Source organism: Microlunatus sp. YIM B11417, from assembly GCF_059617205.1.
Map to the genome: position 1 here is coordinate 13,194 of NZ_JCAMPJ010000014.1, position 13,930 is coordinate 27,123.

Here is a 13,930-nt window from a genome sequence, read left to right on the forward strand (position 1 = left end):
GTCCGGGTTGTACCGGCATGGACCGGACCCTCTCCGCGCGGCGCTCCTGGCTGGGGCTCGCCGTGCTCGCGCTGCCCACCTTCGTCGTCGCGATCGACCTGTTCGTGCTGCTGCTCGCCCTGCCCGAGCTCAGCGTCGATCTTGGTGCCGACGGCGTCGCCCAGCTCTGGATCACCGACGTCTACGGGTTCATGCTGGCGGGCTTCACGATCACCATGGGCACGCTGGCCGACCGGATCGGGCGGCGCCGGCTGCTGACCGTCGGGACGGCGGCGTTCGCCGTCGCCTCGATCCTGTGTGCGTACGCGGACAGTGTGTGGTTGTTGATCACCGCGCGGGCCCTGCTCGGTCTGGCCGGCGCCACGATCGGGCCGAGCACGTTGGGCCTGATCGGTGCTCTGTTCGCCGATCCGGACCGACGGGCGCGGGCCGTCGGCGTGTGGGGCGGCGTCTATACGCTCGGGGCGCTGGTCGGGCCGGTGATCGGAGGCCTGCTGCTGGCCCGGTTCTGGTGGGGCTCGGTGTTCCTGCTCGGCGTCCCGGTCATGATCGCGGCGCTGCTGCTGGCCCGGTGGCTGCTGCCGCGGGACGGTGATCGACGCCGGGGTCGGCTCGATCTGATCAGTGCCGGGCTGTCCTTGCTGGCCGCGCTGCCGATCGTCTATGCGATCAAGGAGTTCGCCCGGCAGGGCCTGGCGCCGGAGCCGCTCGCTGCGCTGCTGCTCGGGTTGATCTCCGGTGCGCTGTTCGTACGCCGGCAACGACGATCCGCCGGTCCGATGCTGGACCTGAGCCTGTTCGGGAACCCGGTGATCACCGCAGCCTTGATCGGCCAGCTGGCCGTCGCCGGCTTCGGGGCAGCCTTCAATCTGCTGCTGGTGGTCTACTTCCAGCTGGTTGCCGGGTGGACGCCGTTGCAGGCGGGGCTGGCCATGGTGCCCGGCATGATCACCGCGGCGCTGGGCTTCCAGGTCGCGCCCAGGCTGGCCGCGCGCTTCCGGCCGGGCACCGTGATCGCGGTCGGGCTGGGGCTGGAGGCCGCCGTGCTCCTCGCCCTGATTCAGCACGTCGGCCCGGTCTCCTTGATCATCGGGTTCGCGCTCACGGCCTTCGGCATCCCGGCCGTCGGGCTGGGCACCGCGCTGGTGGTCGGTGCCGCGCCGCCGGCGCAGCTGGGCCTGGCCGGTTCCATGGCCCAGATCGCCGGCGAGTTCGGCGGCATGCTCGGCATCGCCCTGTTCGGCACCCTGGCCTCCGTCGTCTATCGCGGCACACCCGGGGTCGGCGACAGTCTCGCCGGGGCGGCGGCCGCGGCCGCCGCCCTGCCGGAGCCGCAGGCCGGCGCGCTGTTGGCTGCGGCGCGCTCGGCGTACACCTCGGGACTGATCATGGTCGCGCTGACCGGGGCCGTGATCCTGGCCGGCGCCGCCGCGTTGATCTTCGTCAGGCTGCGCCGCCTACCGCCGTTCGGGGCTTCATGATCGACATCAGCGCGGCGAGCGGTTGAGCCGGCTCAGCCCGAGGCCGGCCAGGCAGAGGGCGCCGCCGACCAGCGCGAGCACGGTGGGCAGTTCGCCGAGGAACAGCCAGCCGAGCAGGACGGCGACGGCGGGCACCAGGTAGCTGCTGACGCTCAGCCGGCTGGCCGGCGTCCGGGTCAGCGCGTAGGCCCAGAGGGTGAAGCCGAGCGCCGTCGGGAAGACGCCCAGGTAGCCGACGCCGAGGATCGCCGACGGCGGCGCGGCGGCCAGCTCGGTGATCACCATCGGCAGGAACGGGAGGCAGGCGACGGTGCCGATCACGCAGCCCAGCCAGGTCACGGTGAGGGGGTCGGTCCGGCGCAGCGCCGCCTTCTGGGTCAGCGTGCCGATCGCGTACAGCAGGGCGGCGAGCAGGGCCAGTACGACGCCGAGCAGGCTGCGGGTGTGGCCCTGCTGACCCGCCGCGATCAGGGCCGTGCCGGTGAAGGCGACGACCAGGCCGAGCACCAGCGGCAGCGAGAGCCGCTCACCCATCCGCAGGGTCGCGTACCCGGTGATGATCACCGGGGCGAAGTTGACCAGCAGCGCGGTGGTGCCGGCATCCAGGTGCAGCTCGGCGGCGTTGACGCTGGTCGTGTAGACCGCGAACCAGAGCACGCCGTATGCCGCGACCAGCAGCCAGTCCCGGCCCCGGGGCAGCCGGCCGCGGAGCCCGGACCGGAGCACGAACGGGGTGATCACGAGCGTCGCCGCGACCAGCCGGCCGAGCGTCATCGCGCCGGGGGAGAGGTGCTGCCCGGCGGTCCTGATCACGACGAAGGCCGAGGCCCAGAGCACGACGGCGCCGAGCGCGGCGACCGGGGCGAGCCGGCCGTCGGTACGGGTCGGAGCGGGCGTGGCCGTGGCGGCCGTCGGGAGGGTCACGGGGCAAGCCTGGCCGCACCCACCGTTGAGGACAAGCGACTATTTCTGACGAAACGTTCGCAAAGACTGAAGGATCGGGCGTACCGTGACGATCATGATCGACGTGCACCGGCTCCGGATCCTCCGCTCCGTCGTGGCCACCGGCTCGGTCCACCGGGCCGCCCGGCTGCTCGGCTACTCGCCGTCGGCGGTGAGCCAGCATCTGACCGCGCTGACCCGGGAGACCGGCCTGGCCCTGGTCGAGCGGAGCGGCCGCGGCATCCAACCGACCGACGCGGGCCGGCGGCTGGCGGCCGAGGCCGGTGACGTGCTCGGTGCGATCAACCGGATCGACGGTGTCGTCGACGACCTGCGGTCCGGTCGCTCCGGCCGGCTGACGATGCGGTACTTCGCTTCGGCCGGCGCGACCTGGGTGCCGGTCGTGACGGCGACCCTGCAGCGCGAGTTCGCCGACCTCGCCGTCGAACTGCGGCATGCCGAGCTGCGGGACGCAGGGCCGGCGGTCAGTCCGGATCTCGACATCTCGGTCGAGGTGGTCCACCCGGCGCCGCCGGCCGGCTACACGGCGCAGCGGCTGCTGGACGACCCGTACCTGGTCGTCGTGGACGCCGGGCACCGGCTCGCGGCGGCGGAGGCGGTGCCGATCACCGAGCTCGCCGAGGAGCCGTGGGTGGACAACGATCTGCCGTTCGCGCCGTGCCGGCAGATCCCGCTCGAGGCCTGCGCCGCGGCCGGGTACAGCCCGCGGTTCGCGGTCGAGACGCACGACTTCGCGACCGCCCTGGCCTTCGTCCGGCAGGGGCTCGGGATCACGGTGCTGCCCCGGCTGGCCTGTCGCGACCTGCCGGCCGGCCTGGTCGCCGTACCGCTGATCGAACCGACGCCGGTCCGGGTGATTCAGGTGTTGATCAAGAAGGCCACCGCCGGGACCCCGCCGATGCGCCGCGCCATCGAGCTGCTGCGGGACTGTGCTGCTGAGGAGCGGGACCGGGAGCCGCTCACGGCTTGATCAACTCGGCCAGTTGATCAAGGACGGCGCGACTGGCCACCGGACCGGCGTTCTGGAACCAGACGGCGTCGTCGACCGAGCGGGCCCGACCGTTGCGGACGGCGAGCAGGGTCGGCCAGAGCGCTCCCGCGACCTGCTCCGGTGCCGCGGCGGCAGTTTCGCCCAGGGTGCCGTACAGGATCCAGTCGGCGTCGACCTCGGTCAGTTGCTCGGCCGCGACATCGACCGACACCTCGCCCGCCGGCGCGATCGCCGGCCGGGCCAGCCCGGCCTCGGCCAGCACCATCCCGGCCGTCGCCCCGGTGCCGAGGGCGCGGATCCGGTCGCCCTGGAAGCGGATCAGGGAGACGACCGGCCGCTCGGCCAGGCGACCGGCCCAGGCCTCGACGTCGGCCGAGAGCCGAGTCAGCACCTGCCGCGCCTGGTCCTCCAGCCCGAGGGCGGCGGCGAGCAGCAGGTAGTCGGACCGCCAGTTGACCGGGTCGCCGTCGGTCAGCACCAGCGGCGCGATCCGGCCGAGCTGGGGCGCGAGGTCGCCGACGCCGGAGCGGTTGCCGAGGATCAGGTCCGGCTCGGCGGCAGCGATCGCCTCGAGATCGGGCGCGTTGCGGGCGCCGAGATCGCGGATCCGGTCCAGGTCGCCGGCTCGGTCCGGGGCCGCCCGGCGCAGGTAGTCCGGCACCAGAGCCGCATCCTGGCCATGGGCCGCGGCGCCGGGGACCAGGCCGAGGCTGACCATGGCATCCAGCTGACCGCCGCTGAGGATCGCGATCCGGGCCGGCGGTCGTTCGATCGCGGTGCTGCCGCCGGCATGCCGGACGGTTCGCGGGAAGGTCGTGCCGGTCTGGTCGGCTCCGTAGCCCTGGGCCAGGGTTGCGTCCCGGAAGCGGACCAGTTCCCGTGGCGGTGCTGCCGCGGCGCCGGTGAACCGGCTCGGGGCCGAGGTCGACGCGGCCGGCTCGGTGCCGGAGCAGGCGGCGAGCAGGGGAGCGGTCGTCAGCAGGGCGACGGCACGGCGGCGAGTGATCACGCAGTGATAGTAAGGGTCACCTAACTTCCGTGGGTGAATGAGTCCAGGAATTACTCCGGATACTGTACGATGTTTCGCATGCCTGTCGAACGCGTGATTCCCGGCCTGCCCTGCCGAGACCTCGATGACGTGGTGCCGTTCTACGAGGCCCTGGGCTTCGAGCTGACCTACCGCCAGCAGCGCCCCAACCCGTTCGCGGCGGTGCAGCGCGGCGGGATCGACCTGCACTTCTTCGCGGTGCCCGAGTTCGAACCGGCCGACTCGATGGGCACCGTGGTGGTGCTGGTCCCCGACACCGAGGCCCTGCACCGGGCGTTCGCGGCCGGCCTGCGTGAGAGGTACGGAAAGGTGCCGGTCTCCGGGATCCCGCGGATGACCCGGCCGCGCCGCAAGCAGGGCACCGCCGGCGGCTTCTCGGTCGTCGACCCGGGCGGCAACTGGCTCCGGATCAGTGCCTTCGGCGACCCCGGCGACCAGCCGGATCAGGACGACCGGCTGGCCCGGGTGGTCGCCGCGGCGGCCCGCCAGGCGGACTCACACGGCGACGAGGCGGCGGCCATCCGGGTGCTGGAGAACGGACTGGCCCGGCACGCCGACGAGCCGGAGGTACGGCAGCTGCCGGCCCTGGTCTACCTCGCCGAACTGCGGCTGCGGACCGAGGATCCGGCGGCCGCCGCCGAGCTGATCGGCCGCGTCGAGGCGATCGGGCTGACCGCCGCCGACCGGGACCGGCTGGCCTCCGACCTGGCGGCGCTGGCCGAGGTGAAGGCACAGCTGGCCGTGGCGCCGAACCTCAGGTGATCGGCAGCTGGACCTCGGTCTGCCAACGCTCCTCGGGCTCCGGAACGCTGACCAGGTAGACCTCGCGGGCCGTCCCGTCGGTGTTCAGGCCCTGCTCGGCGACCCAGCGCTCCAAGGCTCCGTACGTCGCTCCGACGCCGGCCATCGAACCGCGGTGCAGCAGGGCCGCGACCCGTTCCAGACCCGGCAGCTCGCCGAACTCGAGGCCGTCGACGGCCGCGGTGTCGGCGCCGACCGGGCAGCAGGCGGTGACGGTGAGGCCGCCCTCCGCGGTCGGCTGATAGGTGACGACGGGCGGTCCGGCGATCGCGACCTGCTGGCGCATGATCGGCCCCATCAGTCGGTCGAACAGCTGCCGGGTCAACGGGCCGATCTCCTCGTGGTCGGTGCCGACCGTGCGGCCGGTGACTCGGGCGACCCGGATCGGGTCGACGGTCTTGGTGGTGACGGTGGATTCGGTCATGGTGTGCTCTCTCTCGTACGGGGACTTTCGTCGCCGTCACGATTCGGGCTGACACCGTGTCAGGGTCAAGTCACCGGCAACTGGACCGCGGTCCGCCAACGCTCCTCCGGCTCCGGGTGGCTGGTCAGGTAGACCTCCCGGGCCGTGCCGTCGGTGCTGTGACCGGCGTCCTCGACCCAGGCGGCGAGGACCTGGTACGCCAGCCCGATGTCGGCCATCGTGCCCTGGTGCAGGTAGGTCGCCGCCGCCGGATGCCCGGGCAACTCGGCGACCTCGACGCCGGGCGGAGCCTCCGGTCCGATCGGGAAGCAGGCCTGCACCTCCAGGGCTCCACCGTCCAGCGGGCGATAGGTGGCGATGGCCGGTCCGGCCAGCGGGGTCGTACCCATGGCCTTGATCAACTCGCCGAACAGGATTCGGATCACCGGCCCGACGTCTTCGTGGTCGGAGCTCTCGGCCGTCCCACGCAGCAGGGCGACGTGAGCCGGCCGCAACGGCTCGATCGTCACCGCCTCCGCCGGCGAGGCACCCTCGGCCTTGATCAACGCCAGCCGGGCCCGGACCCGGGTCAGACGATCTTGGTCCGCGGTGATCTGCTCCACCAGCTCGGCCTCGCGGCGGCGCAGCAAACCGGCCAGGTCGGCGTCGCTCTCGTCCAAGATCGACTTCACCTCCTCGAGGGTGAAGCCGAGGTCCTTGCAGGCGAGCAGCCGGTTCAGCCGGCGCAGTTGATCAGCCTCGTAGTAGCGGTAGCCGGAGAACTCGTCCACCCGGGCCGGCCGGAGCAGGCCGACCTTGTCGTAGTGCCGCAGCATCCGGACCGACACCCGGCCCATCGATGCGAACGCTCCGATGCCGAACATCGGTCAGGCGCGTTCGTCCGAGCCGTCGGCACCGGCATCGGCTCTCGCCGCGGCGACCCTGGCCTCGGCGCCGTCCAGCCACTGCTGACAGATCTTGGCCAGCTGCTCGCCGCGCTCCCACAGCTTCAGCGACTCGTCCAGCGGTGCACCGCCCGACTCCAGCCGCTGCACCACTGCAATCAGCTCCTCGCGGGCCTTCTCGTAACTGAGTTCCGGTTCGGTCATCGGCCGATCCCTCCCTGCTCCACGTCTCGTACGGCCACGGTCAGCTGCCCGTCCGCGACATAGGCGAGCAGATCGTCGTCGACGTCGATCTCCGCCACCGACGTGACGGCGTGACCGGTGCCGTCGACCAAGATCGAATACCCGCGTTCCAGCGTCGCCTTGGGGGACAGGGCCCGGACCCTGGCCAGCAGGTGCTCGACCGCAGCCTTCTCGTGCCGGACCGAGGTGACGATGGCACGATTCCCGCGGTCGGTCAGCGATTGTAGCTGTTCTCGGCGGACCGCGAAGCTCGCCGTCGGGTCGGCCAGCACGGGCCGGGACCGGAGTTGATCAAGGAACTCGCGGTGCCGCCGGATCAGCCCCGTCATCGACTGCCGGAGCCGGGTCTGCGCCTGCCGAAGTCGATCATGTTCCTCGGCCACGTCCGGGACCACCCGCTTCGCCGCCCCGGTGGGCGTGGAGGCCCGGTGATCGGCGACCAGGTCGAGGATCGGGTTGTCCGTCTCGTGCCCGATCGCGCTGACGACCGGCGTACGGCAGGCGAACACGGCCCTGATCAACGCCTCGTCCGAGAAGGGCAGCAGGTCCTCCAGCGAGCCGCCACCGCGGGCGATGATGATCACCTCGACCGCCGGATCGGCGTCCAGCCGGCGCAGCGCGTCGATCATCTGCTCGACCGACTGCGGCCCCTGCATCAGGGCGTGCTCGGTCTTGATCATCACCGCCGGCCAGCGGACCCGGGCGTTCTCGATCACGTCCCGCTCGGCGGCACTGCCGGCGCCGGTGATCAGGCCGACCTCGCGGGGCAGGAACGGCAGCGTTTTCTTCAGTTCGCGGGCGAACAGGCCCTCCGCCTGCAGCATCCGCTTCCGCTGCTCGAGCTGGGCCAGCAGCTTGCCCTCACCGATCGGGGTGATCGCGTCGCAGTAGTAGCTGAGCCGGCCGGCGGTCTCGTAGTAGGACGGCTTGATCCGGGCCACGATCGCCGCGCCCTCCGACAGCGGGCCGGCCGAGTCGATCGTGGTCGGCGAGGCGGTGACGCTGACCGACACGTTCGCCAGCCGGTCCCGCAGGGTCAGGAAGATCGTCCGGCTGCCCGAGCGGCGGTTGATCTCGATCAGCTGGGCCTCGACCCAGACCGCGCCGAGCCGGTCGATCCAGCCGCGGACCGCGCTGGTCACTCGGGACAGCGGCAGCGGCTGCTCCGGCGAGGATTGCATCGGCATGGACGCGAGCGTAACGGCCGAGACCGACGTTCTGGGGCGGCCCATACACTCGGCACCATGAGTTCCACGCCTCGTACGCTCGAGAAGAAGGTGCTGCTCGCCGCTCCGCGCGGCTACTGCGCCGGCGTCGACCGGGCGGTGATCACCGTGGAGAAGGCCCTCGACCTCTACGGATCGCCGATCTATGTCCGGAAACAGATCGTGCACAACAAGCACGTGGTGGAGACGCTGGAGCAGCGCGGTGCGATCTTCGTCGAGGAACTGGACGAGGTGCCGCCCGGCGCCACCGTCGTGTTCTCCGCGCATGGTGTCTCGCCGGCCGTGCAGACCGAGGCCAAGGACCGCGGGCTGAAGGCGATCGACGCCACCTGCCCGTTGGTCACCAAGGTGCACCACGAGGCGCGCCGGTTCGCCCGGGACGACCTGCAGGTGCTGCTGATCGGTCACGCCGGTCACGAGGAGGTCGAGGGGACCACCGGCGAGGCGCCGGACCACATCACGCTGGTCCAGTCGCCCGAGGACGTCGACGCCCTGGAGATCCCGGATCCGACCAAGGTCGCCTGGCTGAGCCAGACCACGCTGAGCGTCGACGAGACCATGGAGATCGTCGGCAAGCTGCGCAAGAAGCTGCCGCTGCTGATGGACCCGCCCAGCGACGACATCTGCTACGCCACGCAGAACCGGCAGCTGGCGGTGAAGCAGATCGCGCGGCAGGCCGACCTGGTGATCGTCGTCGGCTCGGCCAACTCGTCGAACTCGGTACGGCTGGTCGAGGTCGCCCTGGAGAACGGCGCCGCCGCCTCCTACCGGGTGGACAACGCGACCGAGATCGACCCCGCCTGGCTCGAAGGCGTCTCCGTCGTCGGCGTCACCAGCGGTGCCTCGGTGCCGGAGGACCTGGTCACCGGCGTGCTGGACTTCCTGCAGGACAAGGGATTTCCGGCGGCTGAGGAGGAGCGGTTGACCGAGGAGTCGCTCGTCTTCGCGCTGCCGCCCGAGCTGCGCAAGGACCTCCGGAAGGGCGCGATCAACGACTGAGCCCGACCGGGTGTCGTCAGAACTCCTCAACTCGGCCGCTGGAGCGGTATACGAGCTCTAGGTCGCGACTCGAGGAGTTCTGACGACACTCTTGAACTCAAGTCGGGTTGAGCTCCCAAGCTTGGTGCATGATCGCGCAGCCTTCACCCGCCCGACGCTTCGGTACGGAGCTCGGCGAGAACGCCATCCGGTTCAGCGACGACATCGTGATCGCGCCCGCGATCGGCAAGGACGAGGGCCTGCCGCTGAGCGCGTACACGACCTTCCTCCGCGCCGGCGCGACGGCCGACCTGCCCGCCCCGTACACGGAACTCTGGGTAGTGCTCAGCGGAGCGGTGCGGGTCGGCGAGCCCGGCCAGGCGGTCACGGTGCGAGCAGGCGACTTGGTCCACGTCCCCGAGCAGGCACCGGGCCACGTCGAGGCCCTCGAAGACACCACGATGGTCTGCGTCTCCGTACCGGCGCACTAGAGCGGTATACTCACGGGTATGACCATGACGACGATCAAGGTGCCGAAGGGGACGCGGGACCGGCTCCACCGGCTCGCGGCCGCCGACGGGTTGACGCTCGCGCAGGAGATCGAGAAGCTCCTGGACCGTAACGCCCCGCGACCGACACCCACGGTCGGCGGGTTCCGCAGCGGGCGACCTCTTAGCGCAGAGCAGATCGACGAGGCGCTCGCCGACGGCTTTGGGCAGTGAACACCGCGATTGTCGATACGAGCGCGATCCTGGCCATCTTCGACCAGGACTACGGCGAGCATGCCGCCCTTGCGAAGTCGGTCACCTCGGGGGAGTACGTTCCGATCGTGTCGCCGTTCATCGTGGCGGAGGCCGACTACATGCTCTCCTCTCGGCTCGGCGGGGAGGCGGCGCAACGCTTCGCTCGGGACATCGTGATCGGCGCTTACGAACTCGCGGAATGGACCGCCGAGGATCACGCGGCCGCCCTGGGCGTCGTCCAGGGCTTCGGGGCCGGCAAGGACTATGTCGGGGTTGCGGACGCTTCGATCGTCGTGCTGGCCGACCGGTTTCGCACCGTCACGCTGCTGACCCTGGATCAGCGGCACTTCAGGGCGCTCGAGCCGTTGTGGGGCGCGTCGGCGTTCCGCATCCTCCCGTACGACCTGGGCTGACCTACGACCCGGTGTCGCGGTTCCGGTTCGGCGGCTCGATCTCGGGCTGCAGCATCTCGAACAGGTCCGGCTCGGGGCGGACCAGCTCCTCGGCCTCCGGTACGTCATCGCGGCGCGACCGCCGCTTCCGGCCGCGGCCGATCAGCGGCTCGACCTGGGCGGCGTCCTCGACCAGCTCCGGGGCCTGGATCTGCCGGACCGGGTCGTCGACGCCGGTCAGCGCGGACAGCTCCTGGTCGGTCACCTTGAGCTCGGTGAACTGACGGGCCTTGACCAGCACCCGTCCCTCGACCGTGGCGATCGTGTCGTTGTAGGCCGTCACCGACGTGCGGAGGGCGCGGCCGAGCTTGTCCAGCCGGTTGCCCATGGTGCCGAGCCGCTCGTGCAGGTCCCGGCCCAGCTGCAGCACCTCGGCCGCGTTCTCGGCCAGCTTCGCCTGCTTCCAGCCGTACGCGACCGCCCGGAGCATCGCGATCAGGGTGGTCGGAGTGGCCAGCACGACATCGCGGCGGGCCGCGTACTCGTGCAGGTCCGGGGCCAGCCGGAAAGCCTCCGCGGCCAGAGCCTCGCTGGCCAGGAACAGCACCACGAACTCGGGCGTGCCGGCGTCGGCCTGCCAGTAGCGCTTGCCGCTGAGCTGGTCGATGTGGGTCCGGACGTGCTGGGCGAACCGGTCCAGCGCATGGCTGCGCCGCTCCGGGTCCTCGGTCTCGTGGGCATCCAGGAAGGCGCTCAGCGGCACCTTCGCGTCGACGAAGACGCACTTGCCCTCGGCCAGGTCGACCCGCATGTCGGGCCGGACCGCGCGGTCGTTGCTGGTCGTCGTGTGCTGGGTGGTGAAGTCGCAGTGCTCGATCATGCCGGCCAGCTCGGCGACCCGCTTCAACTGCAGTTCGCCCCAGGCGCCGCGGACGTGCGGCTTGCGCAGCGCGGTGGCCAGGGCGTGCGTCTCGCGGCGCAGCTGCTCGCCGGTCAGCTGCACCGACTGGACCTGGTTGCGCAGGTCTGCGGACAGCTTGACCCGTTCCTTCTCGACCTCGGTCAGCCGGGCGTTGAACCGCTCCAGGCTGTCCCGGACCGGCGCCATCAACTGCTCGGTCGCCTTCAGCCGGGCGTCGGCGGAGGCCTCGGCGAACTTGCTCTGCTTCTCGATCGTCTCGCCGGAGAGGACCTTGAACTGGTTCAGCATCGACTCCCGGTCGGCCGCCAGTTCCTCGGCCCGACGGATCGCCGCGTCCCGTTCGGCGCTGGCCTTCGCCACCTGGGCGCCCACCTCGGCGGCCTCGGCCTGGGCGGCGGCGGCCAGCGCCCGAGCCTCGGCGACGTCGGTGCGGGCCTGGGACAGCTCGGCCCGAGCCTGGGACGACTCGCTGCGGGCCTCGGCGGCCAGGGTCTGGGCCTGGGCCAGCTCGGCCCGGCCTTGGCTCTCGTACCGCGCCTCGGTGGTCTCCTGCCGCGACCGCAGCACGACCACCGCAACGCCGACCCCGATGGCCAGTCCGATGACCAGCCCGGAGAGCATCGCGACGACCGCCGTTACGTCCATGCCTTCGATCCTGCCCGGCGGGACCGACAATCCGTCGGAGGCACCGCCGGGCCGGACCCGATCGTCAGGCGAAGAGCGCGGCCACGGCGCCGTGCACCGCGCTGGAGTAGTCGGCGTCGAAGTGGTGGACGGACCCGAAGACCCAGCCGCCGGACCGGCTGAAGGTCCAGCCGGACGGTGATTCGAAGGTGCTGTTGCTGATGTGGCAACCGGTCAGGGCGATGTCGTCGAACGACACGTCGAGGCCGTAGTTCGAGACGCCCTTCTTATCCATCAGCCGAAGGGTCAGCGTGGCCGATCCGTTGACCAGGTAGGGCGTGATGTCGCGCGGCGAGTTGGTGTACCAGCCGGTCCCGTCGGTCGCCACGTCGCGCTCCCAGAGCAGGTTGCCGTTGGCCAGGGCCTGCTTGAAGTGGTAGCCGGCCGTGCCGCCGTCCGGCGCGGTGTCGGTGTTGAACGCTACGATCGAGCAGGTGGACGAGCCGGAGTTCAGGGTGACCGTCGTGCTGGCCGCGGCGTAGCTGCCGGCCGAGGTCGCCGTGTTCGGTTCGACCTCGAACCGCAGGGCGCCGCTGCCGGTGTGGGCCCGGTTGGTGTCGCCGTTGCCCTTGCCCGGGGTGAGCGGCAGGTTGTACTGGACGATGCCGGGGATCTTGCCCTGGTTCATGAACGTGATGCCGACCTGGGTGACCGCCTTGACGTAGTTGACGTCCGGCGGCACGACGGCCGAACTGAGCTTGGACGCGTACGGCATCAGGAAGACCTTGTCGCCGGTCCGGGCGGCGTTCGTGACCACCGTGTTGAGCTGGGCGGTCGCGGACGCGGTCCACATCGTGTTCGTGTACGGCTCGTCGCGGAACGGGAAGATGAAGCCGTCCAGCTTGGGCCCGTACGTGTCCACGAAGCCCGCTGTCAGTGCCGAGTAGTAGACCGTGGCGTACAGATCGAGGCCGGGGCTGACCGCGTTGGCCGCGTCCCGCATCTGCTGCAGATAGGTCGGCGTGAACTTGGAGGTGTTGGCGTTGAAGTCGTCGATCGCCCAGGCGGTGAGGTTGGGGTACGAGGTGCGCACGGTGGCGATCTCGCGGGCCCAGGCCACGTAGTCGCTGCCGTACGGGGGCGGGGAGCCTTCGGTCGGCGGGGTGACGTACACCCAGACCTTGATGCCGGCGGCCTGGGCGGCCGGCATGAACTCGTTGACGAAGTCGGTCCACTCCTGGGCCTTCCAGACCAGGTAGACGTAGGTGTTGGCGTTCATCGCCTTCACCCGGTTGATCGTGGCCGCGCTGTCGATGCCACCGTCGGCGCCGGTGACCTCGCCGGCGTAGGTGGCTCGGGTGCCGGCGACCGGAGCGGCCGCGGCGGTCGGTGCTGCACTCGTGGTGGCACCGATCAGGACGAGGAATGCCGCGAGGATCGCGACGGGCGCAGTGCCCAAACTACGGGGAGTGGACATGGCTTCAGGTATAGGCCCGCCGGATCTCCCCGGTCAATGAAATCGGAATTAGTGCACTGAAAGTCGTCCGAAACCAGGGCTTTCGGACCCTGATCAAGCGGAGTTTCGGCAGAGAAGGCGCAGGCCCTCGACCAGTTCCTCGGCCGACGGCGCCCGGTCCGGGTCGACCAGGAACTGCACCATGACGCCGGGGTAGAGCGCCATCATCAGCGACCCGAGTGAGCGCACCTGGCGGTCCTCGAGCTGGTCCTCGGGCACGCCGAGGATCTCGGCCGCCAGCCCGCGCCGGGCCAGCTCGTGGGCCTCGGCCAGCTGGGCCCGGAGTTCGGGGGAGTGGGCCGCGCCGTTGTACGCCTCGATGCTGCTGTTGAGGGCTTCGCGGGCGTGCGGGAACGACGCCAGCAGACCGGCGAAGAACGTCTGGAACGCCTCGACCGGCGTCGCGTCCTCCGGTCGCGGATGCTGGCTCAGCACCTGCTCGGTGAAGTCGCCGACCACGGCCACCATCGCCGCGTTGAGCAGGGCCTCTTTCGAGCCGTAGTGGTAGCCGATCGAGGCGAGGTTGGTGCCGGAGGCGGCGACGATGTCGCGCGCCGTGGTCCGGGCGTACCCCTTCTCGGCGAGGCAGCGCTTCGCGCCCTCCAGCAACTGTTCCTTGTGGCCCATGGTTGCAGTTTAGCGATCGCTTAGACAAACGTTTTATACGCACGTCTAAGACGTATGTATAGTTGCG

At 70.8% G+C, this 13,930-nt stretch carries 16 protein-coding genes; 7 read left to right on the top strand and 9 right to left on the bottom strand.

Annotated features, from left to right (window positions below):
- Positions 1-17 precede the first annotated feature (17 nt).
- Positions 18-1,481: an MFS transporter gene (locus AC6CCG_RS33015; protein WP_496659106.1), complete on the top strand. Its 1,464-nt coding sequence runs from the start codon at positions 18-20 to the stop codon at positions 1,479-1,481.
- 6 nt (positions 1,482-1,487) lie between these two features.
- Here AC6CCG_RS33015 and AC6CCG_RS33020 read toward each other — a convergent pair whose 3' ends face one another.
- Entirely contained in the window at positions 1,488-2,405 is a 918-nt protein-coding gene (locus tag AC6CCG_RS33020) for a DMT family transporter (RefSeq protein WP_496659107.1), read from the bottom strand.
- Between the two features lie 94 nt (positions 2,406-2,499).
- Between AC6CCG_RS33020 and AC6CCG_RS33025 the strand changes: the two genes are divergently transcribed.
- Positions 2,500-3,414: a LysR family transcriptional regulator gene (locus AC6CCG_RS33025; RefSeq protein WP_496659202.1), complete on the top strand. Its 915-nt coding sequence runs from the start codon at positions 2,500-2,502 to the stop codon at positions 3,412-3,414.
- On the opposite strand, the gene AC6CCG_RS33030 is transcribed toward AC6CCG_RS33025, so the two are convergent.
- Positions 3,404-4,444, bottom strand: a complete 1,041-nt coding sequence (locus AC6CCG_RS33030; RefSeq protein WP_496659108.1) for an ABC transporter substrate-binding protein — start codon at positions 4,442-4,444, stop codon at positions 3,404-3,406. The two genes, AC6CCG_RS33025 and AC6CCG_RS33030, sit on opposite strands and share 11 nt — an antisense overlap.
- Positions 4,445-4,522: 78 nt before the next feature.
- Here AC6CCG_RS33030 and AC6CCG_RS33035 point away from each other — a divergent pair, with 78 nt between their 5' ends.
- The gene (locus tag AC6CCG_RS33035; RefSeq protein WP_496659109.1) at positions 4,523-5,245 is read left to right on the top strand and encodes a bleomycin resistance protein; all 723 of its coding nucleotides are present in this window, start codon (positions 4,523-4,525) and stop codon (positions 5,243-5,245) included.
- On the opposite strand, the gene AC6CCG_RS33040 is transcribed toward AC6CCG_RS33035, so the two are convergent.
- The 4 genes from AC6CCG_RS33040 to xseA all read right to left on the bottom strand — a co-directional run bounded on the left by AC6CCG_RS33040 (position 5,238) and on the right by xseA (position 8,022).
- Positions 5,238-5,708 (bottom strand): GyrI-like domain-containing protein, encoded by a 471-nt coding sequence (locus AC6CCG_RS33040; protein WP_496659110.1) that lies wholly within the window; start codon positions 5,706-5,708, stop codon positions 5,238-5,240. The genes AC6CCG_RS33035 and AC6CCG_RS33040 overlap by 8 nt on opposite strands.
- A 65-nt stretch (positions 5,709-5,773) precedes the next feature.
- Positions 5,774-6,571 (bottom strand): MerR family transcriptional regulator, encoded by a 798-nt coding sequence (locus AC6CCG_RS33045; protein WP_496659111.1) that lies wholly within the window; start codon positions 6,569-6,571, stop codon positions 5,774-5,776.
- 3 nt (positions 6,572-6,574) lie between these two features.
- Positions 6,575-6,796 (bottom strand): exodeoxyribonuclease VII small subunit, encoded by a 222-nt coding sequence (locus AC6CCG_RS33050; RefSeq protein WP_496659112.1) that lies wholly within the window; start codon positions 6,794-6,796, stop codon positions 6,575-6,577.
- The gene (gene xseA, locus AC6CCG_RS33055) at positions 6,793-8,022 is read right to left on the bottom strand and encodes an exodeoxyribonuclease VII large subunit (protein WP_496659113.1); all 1,230 of its coding nucleotides are present in this window, start codon (positions 8,020-8,022) and stop codon (positions 6,793-6,795) included. Before xseA ends, AC6CCG_RS33050 begins: the two co-directional genes overlap by 4 nt.
- 57 nt (positions 8,023-8,079) lie before the next feature.
- Between xseA and AC6CCG_RS33060 the strand changes: the two genes are divergently transcribed.
- The 4 genes from AC6CCG_RS33060 to AC6CCG_RS33075 all read left to right on the top strand — a co-directional run bounded on the left by AC6CCG_RS33060 (position 8,080) and on the right by AC6CCG_RS33075 (position 10,195).
- Positions 8,080-9,060, top strand: coding sequence for a 4-hydroxy-3-methylbut-2-enyl diphosphate reductase (locus tag AC6CCG_RS33060; RefSeq protein ID WP_496659114.1), 981 nt, complete (start codon positions 8,080-8,082; stop codon positions 9,058-9,060).
- A 128-nt stretch (positions 9,061-9,188) separates the two neighbouring features.
- Positions 9,189-9,530, top strand: coding sequence for a cupin domain-containing protein (locus AC6CCG_RS33065; protein ID WP_496659115.1), 342 nt, complete (start codon positions 9,189-9,191; stop codon positions 9,528-9,530).
- A gap of 18 nt (positions 9,531-9,548) precedes the next feature.
- Positions 9,549-9,761 (top strand): hypothetical protein, encoded by a 213-nt coding sequence (locus AC6CCG_RS33070; protein ID WP_496659116.1) that lies wholly within the window; start codon positions 9,549-9,551, stop codon positions 9,759-9,761.
- The gene (locus AC6CCG_RS33075; protein ID WP_496659117.1) at positions 9,758-10,195 is read left to right on the top strand and encodes a PIN domain-containing protein; all 438 of its coding nucleotides are present in this window, start codon (positions 9,758-9,760) and stop codon (positions 10,193-10,195) included. Before AC6CCG_RS33070 ends, AC6CCG_RS33075 begins: the two co-directional genes overlap by 4 nt.
- Position 10,196: 1 nt before the next feature.
- Here the strand turns inward: AC6CCG_RS33075 and AC6CCG_RS33080 are convergent, their stop codons facing one another.
- The 3 genes from AC6CCG_RS33080 to AC6CCG_RS33090 all read right to left on the bottom strand — a co-directional run bounded on the left by AC6CCG_RS33080 (position 10,197) and on the right by AC6CCG_RS33090 (position 13,863).
- A complete protein-coding gene (locus AC6CCG_RS33080) occupies positions 10,197-11,741 on the bottom strand; it encodes a DNA recombination protein RmuC (RefSeq protein WP_496659118.1) in 1,545 nt (514 codons plus the stop codon).
- A 64-nt stretch (positions 11,742-11,805) separates the two neighbouring features.
- Positions 11,806-13,197 (bottom strand): hypothetical protein, encoded by a 1,392-nt coding sequence (locus AC6CCG_RS33085; RefSeq protein WP_496659119.1) that lies wholly within the window; start codon positions 13,195-13,197, stop codon positions 11,806-11,808.
- 93 nt (positions 13,198-13,290) lie between these two features.
- The gene (locus tag AC6CCG_RS33090) at positions 13,291-13,863 is read right to left on the bottom strand and encodes a TetR/AcrR family transcriptional regulator (protein ID WP_496659120.1); all 573 of its coding nucleotides are present in this window, start codon (positions 13,861-13,863) and stop codon (positions 13,291-13,293) included.
- Between the last annotated feature and the right edge of the window lie 67 nt (positions 13,864-13,930).

Coding starts and splice junctions, on each gene's coding strand:
- AC6CCG_RS33015 (WP_496659106.1), top strand. CDS start 18: ATGGACCGGACCCTCTCCGCGCGGCGCTCCTGGCTGGGGCTCGCCGTG.
- AC6CCG_RS33025 (WP_496659202.1), top strand. CDS start 2,500: ATGATCGACGTGCACCGGCTCCGGATCCTCCGCTCCGTCGTGGCCACC.
- AC6CCG_RS33035 (WP_496659109.1), top strand. CDS start 4,523: ATGCCTGTCGAACGCGTGATTCCCGGCCTGCCCTGCCGAGACCTCGAT.
- AC6CCG_RS33040 (WP_496659110.1), bottom strand. CDS start 5,708: ATGACCGAATCCACCGTCACCACCAAGACCGTCGACCCGATCCGGGTC.
- AC6CCG_RS33045 (WP_496659111.1), bottom strand. CDS start 6,571: ATGTTCGGCATCGGAGCGTTCGCATCGATGGGCCGGGTGTCGGTCCGG.
- AC6CCG_RS33050 (WP_496659112.1), bottom strand. CDS start 6,796: ATGACCGAACCGGAACTCAGTTACGAGAAGGCCCGCGAGGAGCTGATT.
- xseA (WP_496659113.1), bottom strand. CDS start 8,022: ATGCCGATGCAATCCTCGCCGGAGCAGCCGCTGCCGCTGTCCCGAGTG.
- AC6CCG_RS33060 (WP_496659114.1), top strand. CDS start 8,080: ATGAGTTCCACGCCTCGTACGCTCGAGAAGAAGGTGCTGCTCGCCGCT.
- AC6CCG_RS33065 (WP_496659115.1), top strand. CDS start 9,189: ATGATCGCGCAGCCTTCACCCGCCCGACGCTTCGGTACGGAGCTCGGC.
- AC6CCG_RS33070 (WP_496659116.1), top strand. CDS start 9,549: ATGACCATGACGACGATCAAGGTGCCGAAGGGGACGCGGGACCGGCTC.
- AC6CCG_RS33080 (WP_496659118.1), bottom strand. CDS start 11,741: ATGGACGTAACGGCGGTCGTCGCGATGCTCTCCGGGCTGGTCATCGGA.
- AC6CCG_RS33085 (WP_496659119.1), bottom strand. CDS start 13,197: ATGTCCACTCCCCGTAGTTTGGGCACTGCGCCCGTCGCGATCCTCGCG.
- AC6CCG_RS33090 (WP_496659120.1), bottom strand. CDS start 13,863: ATGGGCCACAAGGAACAGTTGCTGGAGGGCGCGAAGCGCTGCCTCGCC.